The sequence below is a fragment of the Psychrobacter sp. CX5 genome, from assembly GCF_057621535.2.
The window spans coordinates 434,194-451,516 of record NZ_CM177735.1; the positions used below are offsets into that span (position 1 = coordinate 434,194).

12 protein-coding genes are annotated in these 17,323 nt (G+C 41.1%); 6 read left to right on the forward strand and 6 right to left on the reverse strand.

The features are described 5' to 3' along the window. Nucleotides 1-5: 5 nt before the first annotated feature. Together AC21OG_RS01635 and aqpZ are read right to left on the reverse strand one after the other, a co-directional pair. Nucleotides 6-1,706, reverse strand: coding sequence for an AMP-binding protein (locus AC21OG_RS01635; protein ID WP_487377616.1), 1,701 nt, complete (start codon nucleotides 1,704-1,706; stop codon nucleotides 6-8). Nucleotides 1,707-2,192: 486 nt separating this feature from the next. Beyond that, on the reverse strand, nucleotides 2,193-2,930 hold the full coding sequence (gene aqpZ / locus AC21OG_RS01640; RefSeq protein WP_487377565.1) for an aquaporin Z: 738 nt from the start codon (nucleotides 2,928-2,930) through the stop codon (nucleotides 2,193-2,195). Nucleotides 2,931-3,382: 452 nt separating this feature from the next. Between aqpZ and AC21OG_RS01645 the strand changes: the two genes are divergently transcribed. Further along, nucleotides 3,383-4,027: a DsbA family oxidoreductase gene (locus AC21OG_RS01645; protein ID WP_487377566.1), complete on the forward strand. Its 645-nt coding sequence runs from the start codon at nucleotides 3,383-3,385 to the stop codon at nucleotides 4,025-4,027. Nucleotides 4,028-4,304: 277 nt separating this feature from the next. Here AC21OG_RS01645 and AC21OG_RS01650 read toward each other — a convergent pair whose 3' ends face one another. The 4 genes from AC21OG_RS01650 to ispH all read right to left on the reverse strand — a co-directional run bounded on the left by AC21OG_RS01650 (nucleotide 4,305) and on the right by ispH (nucleotide 9,716). After that, nucleotides 4,305-4,865 (reverse strand): NADPH-dependent FMN reductase, encoded by a 561-nt coding sequence (locus tag AC21OG_RS01650; RefSeq protein ID WP_487377567.1) that lies wholly within the window; start codon nucleotides 4,863-4,865, stop codon nucleotides 4,305-4,307. Between the two features lie 581 nt (nucleotides 4,866-5,446). Continuing rightward, a complete protein-coding gene (gene htpG / locus AC21OG_RS01655; RefSeq protein ID WP_487377617.1) occupies nucleotides 5,447-7,417 on the reverse strand; it encodes a molecular chaperone HtpG in 1,971 nt (656 codons plus the stop codon). A gap of 394 nt (nucleotides 7,418-7,811) precedes the next feature. Then, nucleotides 7,812-8,630: a thioesterase family protein gene (locus AC21OG_RS01660; RefSeq protein ID WP_487377568.1), complete on the reverse strand. Its 819-nt coding sequence runs from the start codon at nucleotides 8,628-8,630 to the stop codon at nucleotides 7,812-7,814. Between the two features lie 129 nt (nucleotides 8,631-8,759). After that, the gene (gene ispH, locus AC21OG_RS01665) at nucleotides 8,760-9,716 is read right to left on the reverse strand and encodes a 4-hydroxy-3-methylbut-2-enyl diphosphate reductase (protein ID WP_486547329.1); all 957 of its coding nucleotides are present in this window, start codon (nucleotides 9,714-9,716) and stop codon (nucleotides 8,760-8,762) included. Nucleotides 9,717-10,183: 467 nt separating this feature from the next. Here ispH and gmk point away from each other — a divergent pair, with 467 nt between their 5' ends. The 5 genes from gmk (at nucleotide 10,184) to AC21OG_RS01690 (ending at nucleotide 17,238) form a co-directional block, all read left to right on the forward strand. Further along, nucleotides 10,184-10,798, forward strand: coding sequence for a guanylate kinase (gmk, locus tag AC21OG_RS01670; RefSeq protein WP_486547330.1), 615 nt, complete (start codon nucleotides 10,184-10,186; stop codon nucleotides 10,796-10,798). A gap of 135 nt (nucleotides 10,799-10,933) precedes the next feature. Then, nucleotides 10,934-11,194: a DNA-directed RNA polymerase subunit omega gene (rpoZ, locus tag AC21OG_RS01675; protein WP_486547331.1), complete on the forward strand. Its 261-nt coding sequence runs from the start codon at nucleotides 10,934-10,936 to the stop codon at nucleotides 11,192-11,194. Between the two features lie 717 nt (nucleotides 11,195-11,911). Beyond that, nucleotides 11,912-14,095 (forward strand): RelA/SpoT family protein, encoded by a 2,184-nt coding sequence (locus AC21OG_RS01680; RefSeq protein WP_487377618.1) that lies wholly within the window; start codon nucleotides 11,912-11,914, stop codon nucleotides 14,093-14,095. Nucleotides 14,096-14,346: 251 nt separating this feature from the next. After that, the gene (locus tag AC21OG_RS01685; RefSeq protein ID WP_486547332.1) at nucleotides 14,347-14,742 is read left to right on the forward strand and encodes a Rid family detoxifying hydrolase; all 396 of its coding nucleotides are present in this window, start codon (nucleotides 14,347-14,349) and stop codon (nucleotides 14,740-14,742) included. Nucleotides 14,743-14,832: 90 nt separating this feature from the next. Further along, complete coding sequence (locus AC21OG_RS01690; RefSeq protein WP_487377569.1) at nucleotides 14,833-17,238, forward strand: primosomal protein N'; 2,406 nt, start codon at nucleotides 14,833-14,835, stop codon at nucleotides 17,236-17,238. Nucleotides 17,239-17,323: the final 85 nt, after the last annotated feature.

The window sequence follows — 17,323 nt, forward strand, 5'->3', positions numbered from 1 at the left end:
TTAATTTAATCCGACAGTCCAAGCTCTTCTTTCATGGTCTCAACAATTTTGTATTTTTGAATTTTGCCCGTCACCGTCATAGGATATTGATCAACAAAACGGATATAAGTGGGAATCTTAAAATGCGCTATTTGATTATAACAAAAGTTTTTGACCTCTTTTGCAGTCATGGTTTCACCAGCTTTCGGAATTATCCAAGCGGCCAATACCTCTCCGTAATGATCATCGGGTATGCCGACTATTTGGACATCCGCAATTTTAGGATGACGATATAAGAAGTTTTCAACTTCGATGGGATAAATATTTTCACCGCCACGTATCACCATATCCTTGCTGCGACCTACTATCGAAATATAACCCTGCTCATCCATACTACCAAGGTCACCGGTATGCATCCAGCCATCGACGATTGCTTCGGCTGTTTTGACGTTGTCATTCCAGTAGCCTTGCATGACCGCATAGCCTTTAGTCATCACCTCACCCACTTCACCGATCGGTAGGGTGTCTCCACTCTGCGTGTCTACAATTTTCACCTCCAAATGAGGTTGTACCAGTCCCACTGTCGAGATGCGTTTTTCAAAGTCAGTGGTTGGTAGAGTTTGCGTAGACTTAGGACTGGTTTCGGTCATTCCATAAGCAATGGTAAGCTCATGCATATGCATATCTTTTATAATACGCTGCATCAGCTCTCGTGGACAGCTTGCTCCACCGGTTACCCCACTTCGCAGAGTGGTCAAATCAAACTCTGAAAATTTTGGATGATTTAAAATAGCCAAAAACATACTGGGCACCCCGTGTAACAAGGTACAACGCTCTTCGCTTACTGCTTGCAATACGCTTAAGGGATCAAAGCTGGTACTGGGATATACGAGAGTACCCGCATGCGACAATACCGTAAGATTACCTAGCACCATCGCAAAACAGTGGTATAAAGGCAGTGGCAAGCATAGTTTATCTTTAGGCGACAGACACAGTGCTTCCCCTAAATGATACGCGTTATTCAGTAGGTTTCTATGCGTTAAAGTCGCCCCTTTTGGGGTGCCTGTAGTGCCACTCGTAAACTGAATATTAATCGGGTCATTGGCATCCAACTGTCTTTGACGTTCTGACAACTTTGGGTCATCGGCATCGCCTTCTGCTATCCAGTCGGAGAACTTTTGCATAAACCCAAAGTGTTCTTGGCTATCAGGCTCATCTATCCAAATGAGACGCTTTAAATTGGGCAACTCAATTAACTCAAGGCACTCATACTGTTGATGATACATCTCTGGTGCCATTTCTTGCACCATTTGTACATAATCACTGGTCTTAAAATGACGCATAAAGACGAGTACTTTGCAGTCCACTTTATTGAGCGCATACTCTAGCTCCGTTATACGGTAAGCAGGATTGATATTGACTAATATAATACCGGCTTTGGCAGTGGCCAACTGCATTAACAGCCACTCGCTATTATTGTGTGACCAAATCCCTACTCGATCGCCCTTTTGTAGACCCATTCTTATCATACTGCTGGCCAGCTGATTGGACTGCTGTTGCAGTTGTTTGTAAGTCAGACGTCTATTTTGATGGCAAGAGACGAGCGCCTCTTTATCTGGAAATTTCTCAACGACCTCATCGAAATAATCGCCTATTGTTGCTTCAATTAATGGCGTATCTGTTGGTCCAATATCGTGACTCATGCTCAATGGGGCATTTTTTGACATGGCTTGTGGGTAGCGTTGTTCTAATAGGTCTCTAAACATCTAAACTCTCCTTGTTATCTTGTGAATACAGGTTCTATGATTCAGCGTTAACGCATCCTTGTTATCGCGGTGGTTATTTCAATTGTATGATGAGTAATCCCATACCGAACGCTTGATTCCTAACGCTTGATATGCCATTCATATATAATCACAATTTAGACTAAAATGAAACTAAATATATCATTTTAGTTTTAGACTTCTATAAACTCTAGTATTTTGATTTGCTCTCATTATGCTTATTAGAATAGTTAGACTTGTTAAAATAGCTAGGTCAGTTAGAAGAGTTAACCTATTCCTTTTATTAAAATAGCGCTGTCATTAGGATTTAATTTAGGTTGAATACGCATAAAATTAATACACATAGAAAAAGGAGCCTATTTAGGCTCCTTTTTCTTAGGTTTTTTAATATTAGACTGTGTGAATATCTAACTATTTACAAATTTACAACTATTCACCGACGATATCAGGACCATCATGACCTAACCAAGCATAAATACCACCGCCAATCGCAGCACCAATTATCGGAGCTACCCAAAACATCCATAGCTGTGACAACGCGCCACCGCCAACGAATATGGCAACAGCTGTTGAACGGGCTGGGTTGACTGAGGTATTGGTAATTGGAATACTGATGAGATGAATCAAGGTTAAACCAAGACCAATGGCAATTGGCGCAAAACCAACGGGTGCACGGTGATGGGTTGATCCCATAATAATGATAAGGAATACAGCGGTTAAGACAACTTCAGCAATCAAGGCTGACATCATACTATAGCCACCTGGAGAAAAATCACCAAAACCATTGGTCGCAAATGCACCTGCACTACTGGCATCAATGGCAAATCCTGATTGACCCGTTGCGATTAGATAAATAATGAACGCACCCAGTGCCCCACCCAGTACTTGAGCAATGATATAGCCTGGTAATTGTGCGGCCGGAAAACGCCTACCGACCATTAAACCAATGCTAACGGCTGGGTTAAAATGACCACCAGAGATGTGCCCAAACGCATAAGCACCGGTTAAAACTGTCAGACCGAAGGCTAATGCCACACCCACAAATCCTATACCGAGTGGGTTACCATCACCCCCAAAGTTTGCCGCAAATACGGCACTACCACAGCCGCCAAGGACTAACCACATTGTGCCTAAAAACTCGGCCGCTAATTTTTTTGAAGTTGTCATATTACTTTCCCTATAATAAGACGCTATGCGTCTTTTATAAATTATATTAAATACTGTCCGTTGAAACTCGTACAGTTATCATCAACTAACTTACCTATAGCATAAAGAAGTGCTATAAAAACCATTTGCCATAAAATTACCTACCATAAACGTTCCCTGTAGTTAATATATCTAACTTGGCAGATAATGATAAATAAGCAAAAAAAGTCTCTTTAAATAATAACCACCTGAAAACTTATGCTGGTTAATAACTATTTAAAGTGAGTTAAGTTATTTTAAAACGACTTATTGTACATTGATTTGTACAATTAAGGTAATTATTTTAGTCCATGAAATTATCAATGGCTAAAAATGACTTTAATAAAGTAACTTTCCCATGAAGCTAGAAACAAACCATGAAGCAAAAAACAAAAAGGTTATAAACATAAAAATAGAAAGAGAGGAGAAACACTATGACAGACGTTAAACAACCACTTCGCATCGATATGGTCTCTGATGTGATGTGCCCTTGGTGCCTTATTGGATATTTACAACTACAACAAGCTTTAGATAAGACTAATACCTCATGTGAGATACAATGGCATCCGTTTGAGTTAAATCCAGATATGCCAAGCGAAGGGCAAAATGTACGAGAGCACTTAATGGAAAAATACGGTATTACTGTTGAGCAGTCACAGCAAAACCGAGCTCATATCACCCAAACCGCTAAAGACTTGGGATTTGATATGAACTTTAGTGATGATATGCGAATGTACAATACATTTGCTTCGCATCAATTATTACACTGGGCGGCAAATAAAGGTCGGCAACATGAGTTGAAAATGGCATTGTTTACTGCTCACTTTACCCAACATCGTGATGTGTCTGATCATGCTATATTGGCTGAAATTGCAGAGTCTGTTGGTCTTGATAAAGATGAGGCTTTAACAGTGCTAACAGACCAGCGGTATGCAAATGAGGTTCGTGAGGAGGAGGCATATTTTACCCAGCAAGGCATACAGGGCGTCCCTGCGATTATCTTTAATAATCGTCATTTGGTGACCGGTGCTCAAGGCGTGGATAACTTTGTTGGGGTAATTGAGGAATTAAAACAGTGAATAGTTAAAACAGGAGCTACTAAACCATTAAAAAAAGCAAAATATGAGCTTTAATATCGAAGCCCTTTAGACGGGGATAAATATGTCAGTTTTAAGGCGTATTTCTTACAAAACTATGGTCGCGCCTTGTCTCTCAGCTAAGAGCGAAGCGCGGCTATAGTTTTAATTACCGATAGATACCCTGTATTGCCGGTAACTATTAAGAATAGTTAAGTAAGAATAGGTAAGTAAGAATAGCTAAGTAATAATAGCTAAGTAATAATAAAAGCAAGTTGCTCTATTTATCTTCCAAGAACTCAACAAAAGCGTTAACAAATTTTTGTAAATACTTTTGTGTACGTTCACTGCTAACCTTGTTATTTTCATCTAAGGCATCACCAGCATGACTCAGATATATTTCTGGCGCTAATAAAACTTGTGCTGCAAAAGGTAGCATGGTTTTGCGTAAATCAAAGCCGCAACTTCTACCACCATACGTCCCAGGTGAAGCAGTGACAAAGGCTACTTTAATATTGTTAAGTACAGAGCCCTCTTTTGGACGCGATAAAATATCAATCGCATTTTTTAATCCGCCTGGGATAGTGCGATTGTACTCTGGCGAGACAATCAATAATCCATCAGCATCTCCCACTTGGTTGCGAATACGGGTATAACTTTCTGGTGGTGTATCCGTATCAATGTTTTCATTGTATAAAGGTAAATCATCGATTTGACATTCGGTTACAGTAACCTGCTCAGGCATTTGCGATACCATGTATTCAGCAAAGGCTCGGTTTATTGACTCTTTACGTAAGCTACCTATTATTAAAGCAATATTCAAAGGTTTCACGTCTTGCATCATAACTCCTTATTTTATTTTTTTTAATTGTTAGTGTTTAAATTAATGCGGTTTAAACCCTATGGCCTAATTCAATCATGAGGTCTAAGCAAAATTTCTATTTAGTTATATTACCAAGAATTAATTATATGAAATGATACAAAGCGTTGTTGTGATGTTCTTTGGTTTTTAGGTTTGAATACGTTTGGGGAAAGGATGCAGAAAAAACGTATCCAACCTAAAGCTGGATAATAAAATGTAATACTATATGTGTATAAAAATCCAAAATTTACCTCTATATTTGAGATATATGTAAAATATAACATTAATGACACATATAGCCCATGTACAAGGGTGTAGTTGGATTTTTTAAGACTCATAAAGGAGCAAAAAGAACGTAACCCACCTTTTTAATTTATGGTAAAAATAACACTCATTCTATAATCGCTCCTCGGCAACATCCACCATTGATTCATAACTTTCTTCAGAATTGGTATTATTCATTGCATAAAAAAAGGACTCAACTATGAGTCCTTTTATTTTAATATAGATTGTTATGTTTGGTGCGCGGGGCGCACCCTACCCTTGTTTAAAACAAGAGTCTATTTCAACAATAACTCATTGACACGTTTTAGATAAGCCGCAGGGTCATCAAGTTGACCGCCGTCTGCAAGTAAGGCTTGGTCGAAAATGACTTGCGCAAGGTCATCAAACTGCTCACTAGATTCAAGTTTTTGAATCAAAGGATGGTTTGGATTGACCTCTAAAATGGGCTGAGTATCTGGCACTTCTTGACCCATCTGCTTAAGCATTTGGATCATCTGAGGTGACAGCTCGCCTTCTGGCGTTACTAAGACAGCAGGACTATCCACTAATCGATTGGACACCCGAACATCTTTAGCACGGCCGCCGAGCGTTGTTTTTAACTTATCGACAACAGGCTTTAAGCTTTCTTCTGCTTTTTTGGCCTCTTCTTTTTCTTCCTCGTCTTGCAAGTCACCTAAGTCAACCGCCCCTTTGGCGATATTCTGTAATGGCGTTCCATCAAACTGAGTCAGGAAGTTCATCGCCCACTCATCGACACGGCTGGTCATTAGGATAACCTCAATGCCTTTTTTCTTAAACAGCTCAAGCTGTGGGCTATTCTTAGCGGCCGCTAAATTGTCAGCGGTGAGGTAATAAATGGCTTTTTGACCCTCAATCATGCGCTCTTTATAGTCAGCAAAGCTGGTCTCAAGACCCTCATGAGTACTGGTGGTATAACGCAGCAACTTAGCAATGCGCTCTTGGTTACCCATATCTTCACCAAGACCTTCTTTTATCACATCACCAAACTCAGCGTAAAATTGCTTGAACTTGTCTTGCTTGTCGGCATCTTCACTATTAGCAAGACTGCCAAGAAGCGTCAACACACGACGCGCGTTACCATCACGGATAGACTTCACATCACGTGATTCTTGAAGAATCTCACGGCAGACGTTTAATGGTAGGTCTTGCGAATCAATCACACCCTTCACAAAGCGTAAGTACATGGGCAATAACTGCTCAGCATCGTCCATGATAAACACACGCTTCACATACAGCTTAAGACCGTGCTGTTGCTCGCGAGCATATAAATCAAACGGTGCTTTTTTTGGAATATATAACAGCTGCGTATATTGAACCCGCCCTTCGACACGGTTATGTGTCCAAGCTAATGGGTCGTCAAAGTCATAAGTGATGTTTTTATAAAAATCGATGTACTCTTCATCGTCAATCTCTGAGCTCGAACGGGTCCATAGAGCGCTGGCTTTGTTAATGGTTTCCCACTCATCGGTCAATACCATTTCACCGCCACTGCTCACTGGCGCGCCAAACTCGTCAACTTTATCGTTATCGTCTTCGCCCTCTTCTACCACATCTTCTTGCCAGACTTCTTTTCGCATTTGAATAGGCAGGCTGATATGATCAGAGTATTTATTGACTAAGCGTTTGATCTTATTGCGATCAAGATAGTTATCCTCGCCTTCGGTAAACTCTTCTTTTAGATGAAGCGTGATTGAGGTGCCACGGGTGTCTTTGGTGATGGTTTCGGTGGTAAATTTACCCGTACCATCTGATACCCAGCGCACGCCTTGGTCAGCTGGCGTGCCCGCTTTACGAGACTCTACGGTGATGGTATCAGCAACGATAAATCCTGAATAGAAACCAACACCAAACTGACCAATCAACTGACCATCTTGTTTTTGCGATTCTGATAGCTGTTCCAAAAATGCTTTGGTACCAGACTTAGCGATAGTACCTAAGTTTTCAATCGTATCTGCTTCATTCATACCGATACCGTTATCGATAAAGGTAATGGTTTTCGCCTCTTCATCAATATCAATACGGACTTTTAACTCGCCATCATCTTCATACAGGCTGTCGTCACTGGTCGCTTCAAAGCGTAATTTGTCACAAGCATCCGATGCATTTGAAACCAGCTCACGCACAAAAATATCTGAATTTGAATACAGGGAGTGTGTGACGAGATGCAATAGTTGGGCAACTTCCGCCTCAAAAACATGCTGTGTAGGGTTGTTCTTATTGTTCATATTATCATCGCTCATATTAACCTCTTAAATTTCACATAATTATTATGGCGTTAACTTACCAATGGGTTAACTAACTAATAGGGTCAGTCCACTATTTTTTCAAGACAATAAATCACTATTGGAGAATAAAACTTTAGGACTTAGACAAATGACAATCTTTAAACACTTTATAGGCGAATGGTGGTTATTTATTGAATGTCTAGCTCTACCTCTCAGACAAATGTTCAAAAAACCCTATGTGATAGCCACTATTTTTATGACATAGTAGTTGCTAAAAGGGTAATAAAAAACGCCGGCGGTAATATAGCCAGCGTTGTATAAAAATACTAGTATGTGTAGCATCTATGCAAACTCTTTAATTCTGTATAATAGGCTTATATGACACTAGTGGTGACTACTTCTTAGGCATAGGACGAATCGTCAATATCTGCTCACTACGTCCAAAAGGACCTTGCAGATCATGTAGTACCGCACTAGTCAAACCAACACCATCAGCGCCATATTGCTGAACCGCTTCAATACCCAACCATTTACCATGAGGTAAACGGTGCATATGAATTTGCAAATCTGTATTGGGAAATATCCATTGCATCTCATCTAAATTAGGCGCTATTCGTGGCACGACACCATTTGCAGTGTCCACCAGACCCATGAGGCGTACAACGTCCGATGTCACCTCACCTTCGACCATATCTAAGTCATTTGTTAACCATACCAAGCCTTTACCCGCTCGTCGATTTGGGTCGGCGGCTAGACGCAGGCTTTCAATAAAGCCTCCTGGCCAACCACTCATTCCGTCCCACGACGGCAAAGTATTCGGATCAGAACTGGGCACTTGATCCTCTAATCCTGCCACTTCAGAGGTATCACCTGTGCATAATCGCCATGCTCTTGCAACGATACTATCACAGCCACCACTACTGAGAACCGACTCTATTAGCTCAATAGTACGTCCTGGGCGTATGCATCGCGTGGTTACCGTAAACTCTTGGAACGGAATCACTCCCAATATATCCAAGCTCAATCGCGCCAAACGTAAATTATCGTGTGGAGAATAAGCAATAATTTCTTTAGTCAAAATACCGGTCGCTGGCGCCATGTGTTGCTCATTATCATTCCAAGCGCCTTTTGCATGCGGGGTCGGTTTATAATGTGCAATACAACTATTATCTGGCTGAATCTCGCGGCTAATGAACTGATAGTATGCCGTCATAAATTATCCTTAAAATTACCTTTTGTCACTCATAAATGATTGATTAATTTTATTTTTTTATCTTAACAAATTAAAATATCATTATTAAAATCTTATTAGGGTCTTGTGGGTTATTACATAAAAAAGGCATCATAACCTGACTTGCTTTACAGGGATGCGTAACTCCTTGGGCAAACTAAAGGTGACATTCTCTTCTATACCCTTCAGCTCATCTGGCAAATCACCGCCCCACTGTTGCAATTGTTCCAGCACCTCTTGGATTAAGACCTCAGGCGCTGAAGCGCCAGCAGTAACCCCTACCGCGTTAACCCCTTCAAACCATTCTTTTTGCATTTCACCCGCATTGTCTATCAAATAAGCTTTACAATTCATCCGTTCTGCAAGCTCTCGTAGTCGGTTTGAGTTCGAAGAGTTTGGCGATCCGACGACCAACACGACTTCACAACGACTGGCGAGATCTTTTACCGCATCTTGACGGTTTTGAGTGGCATAGCAAATATCATCTTTGCGAGGCCCTTGAATATTTGGAAACTTTTTACGTAGAGCATCAATAACGACAGCCGTGTCATCCATTGATAAGGTTGTTTGAGTAACGAAAGCCAGACGATCTGGATCACTAACTTCAAGCTTAGCAACGTCTGACTCATTTTCTACCAAATGAATCTCACCACCATACTGAGCGCTAAAACGTCCCATTGTGCCTTCTACTTCAGGATGACCTTGATGCCCAATCAAAATAGCATCCATTTTGTCACGGGCAAATTTAGACACTTCGATATGTACTTTAGTGACCAAAGGACAGGTGGCATCAAATACGGTTAAGTCGCGGCGCTCAGCTTCATCCTGTACCGCTTTTGATACGCCATGCGCTGAAAAAATGACAATTGACCCATCAGGTACTTCATCAAGCTCTTCAACAAAGACCGCACCACGATTGGCTAAATCTGATACCACAAACTTGTTATGAACGACTTCGTGACGGACATAGATAGGCGGCTCAAAACGAGCTAATGCTTCATTGACAATAGCAATAGCTCGATCGACACCCGCACAAAAACCACGTGGATTGGCAAGATAAATTTGCATAACAGACCTTCACAATAGATAATCGAATAAATAAGAGGGGGCAGATGACACTGATTAACTTTCAACACTTAGCTGACTCAACACTTAGCTGACTCAACACTTAGCTGACATAGTTTGCTTACTGGTATAACTGGCTAACTTAAAATTACCGTCAAACTGTTTAGTAACTACTTTAACATATCTAGTAAAATAGCAGGCAAATCACGGGCTATTTTATCGAAATAAACATTGTTTTTTCATCATTCTTAGGGCGTGTCCCTATTTGGTTGGTGAGGCTAAAAATGTGATAGATTTTAGTTAATCAAAGTAAATTTTGCAGAGAATATAGATATATTGTCTAAAAATTTGCAAAGATTAGCGGAAATTTAGCCATTTTTTAGCCCATCAATCTTCAAAGTACCAATTAGGGACACGCCCTAATGACCGCCATAATCTTTATATTACCTTATTGTTAAGGAACTTCCCGTATGAAAGGTTCACTTTTTATTATTACCGCTGCATCAGGCACTGGTAAGACATCGTTGGTAAAACAACTTATAGCGACGACTAATGACTTGGCTGTCAGTATTTCGCACACTACCCGCCAGCCTCGCCCAGGAGAAATTGATGGTCAGCATTACCATTTTATTAATACCGCTCAATTTGTAGAAGGCATTCAGGCAGGTGAGTTTTTAGAGCACGCACAAGTATTCGACAACTACTATGGCACCTCACAGCAAAGTGTCAATAAACAGCTAGAGTCAGGCATTGATGTCATCTTAGAGATTGACTGGCAAGGGGCGTTACAAGTGAAGGAGCGCTATGACGATGTCACTATGATCTTCATTTTACCCCCTAATAAAGCCACTCTTCGCCAACGTCTATCATCACGTGGTCAAGACTCTCAAGAGGTGATAGAAAAGCGTCTGGCTGGAGCAGTGACCGAAATGAAGCAGCATGTCCATTTTGATTATTTAGTCATTAATGATCAGTTTGAAGCGGCATTATCTGAGCTCAAAGCAATCATTGTCGCAAAACGTCAAACCCTTGCTCGTCAACAAGCCCGCTACGGCGACACCATTGCAGATCTGATTGAAGATTAAACTGCTGGCCGTTTAACCTTCAATAAAATTAACAAATTATTGACTAACCTTGTTATAATGACCGATTGACTATCTATTATTAATTTTTAAATGTCATTTATATTACATATCACTTAGTGATAACAAGAGGATTTTATGGCCCGTGTAACCGTAGAAGACTGCTTACATGCAGTAGACAACCGCTTTGAGCTGGTATTGGTTGCCAGTAAGCGCGCCCATCAATTGGCTAAAGGTGTTTCTGAGCCTTTAGTAGAGGTAGAAAACGACAAGCCAACGGTTTTGGCTTTACGTGAAATTGCTGCCGGTTTAGTAACTAAAGATATTTTAGATCAACCAGAGCATCATTTTGCCACAAATTCATTAGACTTAGCATTAAGTGGCGGTCAAGGTTTCTAACACGTGTTGAGCAGCGTTATTTCGACAAAAAGTGAATTTTTTGCTTAATAAACAACTCATCAAAAAGACCACGATAAGCATTTTGCAAATCGTGGTTTTTTTATTCTAAGGCTTTGATTTGATGATCAGCACACTTAAAACAGGATTGACATCCAATCTAGAATTAACCTCTTAAGGTAACCTATCATCTAAGACGTGTGCAAACGTTACTACAAACGTTATTAATAGTCCATTTAATGAGTCTAATCGAGTCTAAAAAGGATGGGGTATTCATAAAAAAGGGTTCATTTCAAAATTTAGTTACAGTTTCCTCATCTTTAGAGTTGACACCACACTATATTTGCGATTAATTAAATGACTGCCTTTAAAATTTCTTGCTTTATTAAGTTAAATATAAGCCTCATAATTAATTTAAGATTAACGGCTATTAATCGATTGTTTTTACAACTAATTTAATTTACTTTTTAATGTATTAATGTTTGCTAGCTGAAGGATGAAACTATGCCGCCTTTTATTGAAAATTCGACAACTCTCTTAGATGCTAGCGTTACCTCATTCGACCCTGAAAATAATATGATAAAACCCTTTAATACTGACATAGATGGTAATGTCATTAATAATATTGCTAACTCTGATAATATTATAGACCCTGTCTCAAGCCCCTATATTACCCTCCCAGATTCACATGATGATGAGCATTTGAATCAAACCACCTATATGCAGAATTTACCAAAACTCAGTCATCATTTAGTCGACGAGGCACAGCGCAATCTGATGCGTGCCGTTGCTTACTTAAATGATAATGAAAAAAAGGATGTGCTCGAAGCTTGTGCCTATGGCGATTTAGCGCATATTAAAGACAAACGAAAATCAGGTGAGCCCTACATCACTCACCCTATTGCCGTCGCGGAAATTTTAGCGGGTTTTAGACTAGACCGAGACACTATAATCGCCGCCATTTTGCATGATACCGTAGAAGATACCGAAGTCACCTCTGATGAGATTACTAAGCGGTTTGGCAGTACAGTAGCTCACTTGGTCGATGGCGTAACTAAACTAAAATCGTCACATCATAACAAGCAACAAAATAAAGCCGCCACCTTCCATAAGATTATGTCTGCCACACTTGATGACCCGCGAGTCTTGATCATAAAGTTGGCCGATCGTTTGCATAACATGTCGACCCTAGACTCGGTTCGTCCTGAAAAACAGCGCGCTACTGCTACTGAAACCTTGCAGTTTTATGTGCCTTTTGCCCGATTAATGGGACTTAATGACATTGCCGATTATATGGAGATCTTGTGTTATCGAAATCTTGATCCCGTCATGTATACCAAAATGTCGGATAAACTGTTACAGCACGGACTTGGCAGAAAGTATCAAAAAGAAAGCATCCAGCAGTATCTAAATTATGTATTAGATAAGCATAAAATTTCAGGTCACGTGCGCGTCTTAGACAATCAAGTTATTATGTATCGGCAATTCTTCCGTAACCGCGGTGAAATTGATGATTTGCTACGTCATTATTCGTTTGAAATTGTCACAAATACTATTGAGGACTGTGACTTATTGGCGGAATATCTAATTAATAAATATAAAATTCAAGACAGCTTTGTCGAAGATAATATCCGCCATCCCTTACCTGGAGGCAATCAATCTTTAACACTAACCTATAAGCGGGACAATGATACGATTAAAGTGACCTTATTGACTCGCAAAATGCAGGCAGCTTCTCGTTTAGGCGTCATTGGTGCTGAACAGGCCTCTGAGCTGAGTCGCTCGGTCATCAAAGCATCCTTACGAAATATGAAGGAGTTGATTGATTTAAATCAGGAAAATAATACGAACGGTACTGATTTTGATGATTTGGTTCAAACCATCGATGAGCTGATTTCTTACTTAAACTCACGAAAAATCTTGTGTTACAGTCCGAAAGGTCGTGCTTATGAGCTACCGCGTGGAGCGACTGCATTAGACTTTGCCTATGCAGTTGGTCCAAAAGTTGGCAACGTGGCAGTTGGCGCAAAAATCAATGGTAAAGACTCTAAGCTTGGCTCCACCCTAAAGGCTGGACAAACGGTTGAAATTGAGGTGGATCAAGACGCCAAACCTAAAGCCGAATGGCTAGGTATTGTGGTGACTAGTAAAGCGCAGCGTACCCTAAAACGTTGGTTTAGTAACTTACCAAAAGCCGAACAACAACAGCATGGCAAACAAGCGTTAGATCGTGCCTTAAAAACTTATGGCAAATCACTCAATGATGTCACTGAAGCGGACTGGGACGACTTATTAAAATGGCAAAATGTCAGCAGTATAAATGAACTGTATGAAAATATGAGTGTTGGGGCACTCCTGCCTCAATTAGTGGTCTCACGCTTATTTAGTGATGATGTGACCAAATCTCACCAACGTGCGCATCAGACGGGCTTTGATCGTCCCAATCAGTTGTTATCAAATGCCAATGGTGTTGAAGTCCACTTTGCAGGCTGTTGTCGACCTATATTTGGCGATCCGATTATTGGTCATTTAACCATGCATGGACTGGTACTGCATCGCCATCGCTGTTACTCTATTATCAATAAATATGTCGAAAAGCCTTATGAATTAGTCCAGCTCAATTGGTACAGTGAAGATCAGATTGAAAAGCATATTAAGCATCCGAGTGATCGACCTCATTTTACGGCCTATTTAAAAATCAACTTGGCGTTAAACGATGAGCAAGTCTCCCACGTACTTTATACGCTTCGTCAGCTCAGTATTGGCATTGAGAAAATTGATATACGCTCAGACTCCACCGTAATTCATGTCATAGTGCGTAGTCGAAGCCATATTTTAGAAGGTATTGAGGCGTTACGTCCACATGTTGGTTTTGGTAGTATTAGACGTCTTTACCGGTTATAACTTTTGAGGTGGCCTGATTATAATTTTTTCAATTAGTGTTTTTTGAATAGTGTTTTTTCAATTAGCGGTTTAAAATTAGTAGTCAGTAGTTAGAGTTTAATTTATAAGTTAAGGATTAGCGTTTAGAGAGTAGTGCTTAAGAAATGATTGTTTAAAAGTTAAACACTATATTGGTTATGCCTATCCTTTAACTATTCTTTAAAAGTAATCGTAAAAATAAAAGCAAAATAATGACAATTAAGGAAATCAATATGTCAAAGCAAATTATTCATACCGATAAAGCCCCAGCCGCGGTAGGCGCCTATTCACAAGCGGTAAAAATCCCTTCCAATGGGGGTAGCTTAGTTTATATATCAGGTCAATTAGGCTTTGATCCTGATACCATGCAACTACGTGACGGCTTTGAGGCTCAAGCCGCACAAGTTATGGACAATATTGAAGCGATTTGTGAAGCAGCCGGTGGTAAACTGAGTGATGTGATTAAATTCAATGTCTCATTAACCGACTTAAATGACTTTGCGGCACTTAATAACATTTTCAGTGAGCGTCTCGTTGAACCCTACCCTGCTCGTGCTGCCGTACAAGTGGCTGCACTACCCAAAGGCGGTGTCGTTGAAATCGAGTCAATTTTATTTATTGAAGACTAGGGGCCATATAAAACTGCTAGATAACAAGTAAACGTCTAGATACGTATTATTTTATCTATAATCCTATAGTCATAGAGAGGTTACCCCAAGATGCTTATTCGTGTTGCATTACCGGTTCCTCTCTATCGTGAGTTTGATTATCTCCCGCCTAAAACTTCTAGTGCCTCCCTACCCTCTAATGCGAAGCACATTAGCAGTCTTACTAATAGCAGTCAAACCCAGCAAAATATCAGCCTATTAACTACCGATTTACCGCCAATCGGTGGGCGGGTTCAAGTACCTTTTGGACGGCAAACTTTAATCGGTATTGTGGTCGATCATATTGATATGAATGACAGCGATGTCCCTATCAATAAGCTTAAATCTATAAAATCCAGCCTTGATAGCTCTGCTATTTTGGACGAACAAATGCTGTCGTTAGCACGGTGGTTAGCCCGTTATTATCATTATCCTTATGGTGATGTGATTTCTGTCATGTTGCCAACACTGATTCGCCAAGGCAAACCATTAGATTTATTGATCACGCATTGGCGCATCCTGCCTCATATCAATGACTCAGACTTCCCTGCTAATGCACATAAGCAAAAGAAACAGTTTGCGATGCTTAAACTTTATGGGGCTAGTGGGGCCAGTGAAGAGGCTTTATTATTAGAGGGTATGGAGCGGCCCTTTTTAAAGCGGTTAGAAGACAAAGGCGTAATCGAGCACTTTTTAGAAGAACAGCCTGCCCCAAAACCGGTGACCATCGCCAAAATGCCGCTTACCTTAAATAAGCAGCAACAACAGGCGGTTGATGCCATCGTATCTACCACAACAGAGGGTAAGTATACAGGCTATTTACTTAACGGGGTTACAGGTAGTGGCAAGACTGAAGTTTATTTACAGGCCATGTTTCCAGTACTGCAGGCAGGTAAACAGGTGTTGGTGCTCGTACCTGAGATTGGGCTGACCCCTCAAACCAGAGCAAGATTTGCAGAGCGCTTTGCGGCAAATATTCTGCTCCTTCATTCCGGCCTTAATAATACTCAGCGCTTACATGGATGGGAAGATTGCCGTCAAGGTAGAGCCCAGATCATCATTGGTACACGATCCTCGATACTGCATCCATTTGCTGATTTAGGTTTGATTATCGTTGATGAGTCGCATGATCAGTCTTATAAGCAGCAAGATACGCTTCGGTACCATGCCGCCGATGTGGCGTTATACCGTGGTTTTCAACTCGGCATACCGGTGGTTTTAGGAACGGCAACGCCTTCATTAGAACATCTTAAACTTGTAGAAGATGGCAAGCTCACTGAGCTGAGGTTAACAGAACGTGCCGGCAAAGCTTTGCCTGCTAAAATGCAGCTGGTAGACGCCCGAGACAACCCGACTAAGTTCAGTGATCTGCCCGTTCAGGCTCAGGATACCAATACTGCCTCAAGTGGTGGCAAACAACCCTCACTGTTGCCTAACTTAAAGAGTTCACAAAATACCGGGTTGACCGACAGTATTATCAGCGAGATTCGTGAGACCTTGGAGGCAGGTGAGCAAGTGTTGGTGTTTTTGAATCGCCGAGGCTACGCCCCGATATTGCTATGCGAAGCATGTGGTTGGCAAGCTGACTGTGTCCGCTGTGAGGCTCACCTAACCGTTCACCACAGTCACTTAAATACCTATCAACCAAGCTACTTAAAGTGTCATCACTGTGACTGGCAAGCCGCCATTCCTAAGATTTGTCCCGACTGTGCTAGCGTCAATCTAAGTGCGGTAGGTATGGGCACCACCCGCCTTACCGAAAGTTTGCATGCCTTGTTTGCAAACCCGCAAACCAGCAAAAAGACCTATCCTATTATCCAAATAGATCGGGATACCACGCGACGCAAAGACAGTTGGGAGGACATTTATCGGCGTATTCATACCGGAGATCCTGCTATATTAGTAGGTACGCAGATGGTAGCCAAAGGGCATCATTTTCCAAATGTGACCTTAGTCTGCTTACCCAATGCGGATAGAGGATTTTTATCCCCAGACTTTCGCTCCCCTGAGCATACAGCTCAGCTCATTGTTCAAGTTGCGGGACGTTCAGGTCGCGGCACTAAACCTGGTAGGGTATTGATCCAAACGGTCCAACCTGAGAATCCATTACTGCGAAAATTGGTGCGTGAAGGCTACCAACCTTTTGCTCAAGAGCTGTTGAAGGAGCGAAAAATGTTGGGTCTGCCGCCTTATACCTATAGCGCATTAATACGGTGTGAAGGTAAAACGTTAGAGCGCGCCACCAAGGCATTACAAGATGCCATCGCCATACTGCCTCAACATAACTTGGCTATTTTAGGGCCTATAGACGCTCCAATGAAAATGAAAAACAGCCGCTATCATAGTCAGCTTTTACTATTGGCCAAACAACGCCCTGATTTACATCATGTGCTTAACATTTGGTGGCCACAAGTGATACAACTGCCTTCGGCCAAATATCTAAAATTAACGTTAGATATTGATCCTATTGGATGGTAGGTCAGTGGTCTATAGTGACTAGCAAATAAGTCTTTTGCTTGTCTTAGGTCATAAAGGACGAGTGTTTTGATGGTCTAACATAGGG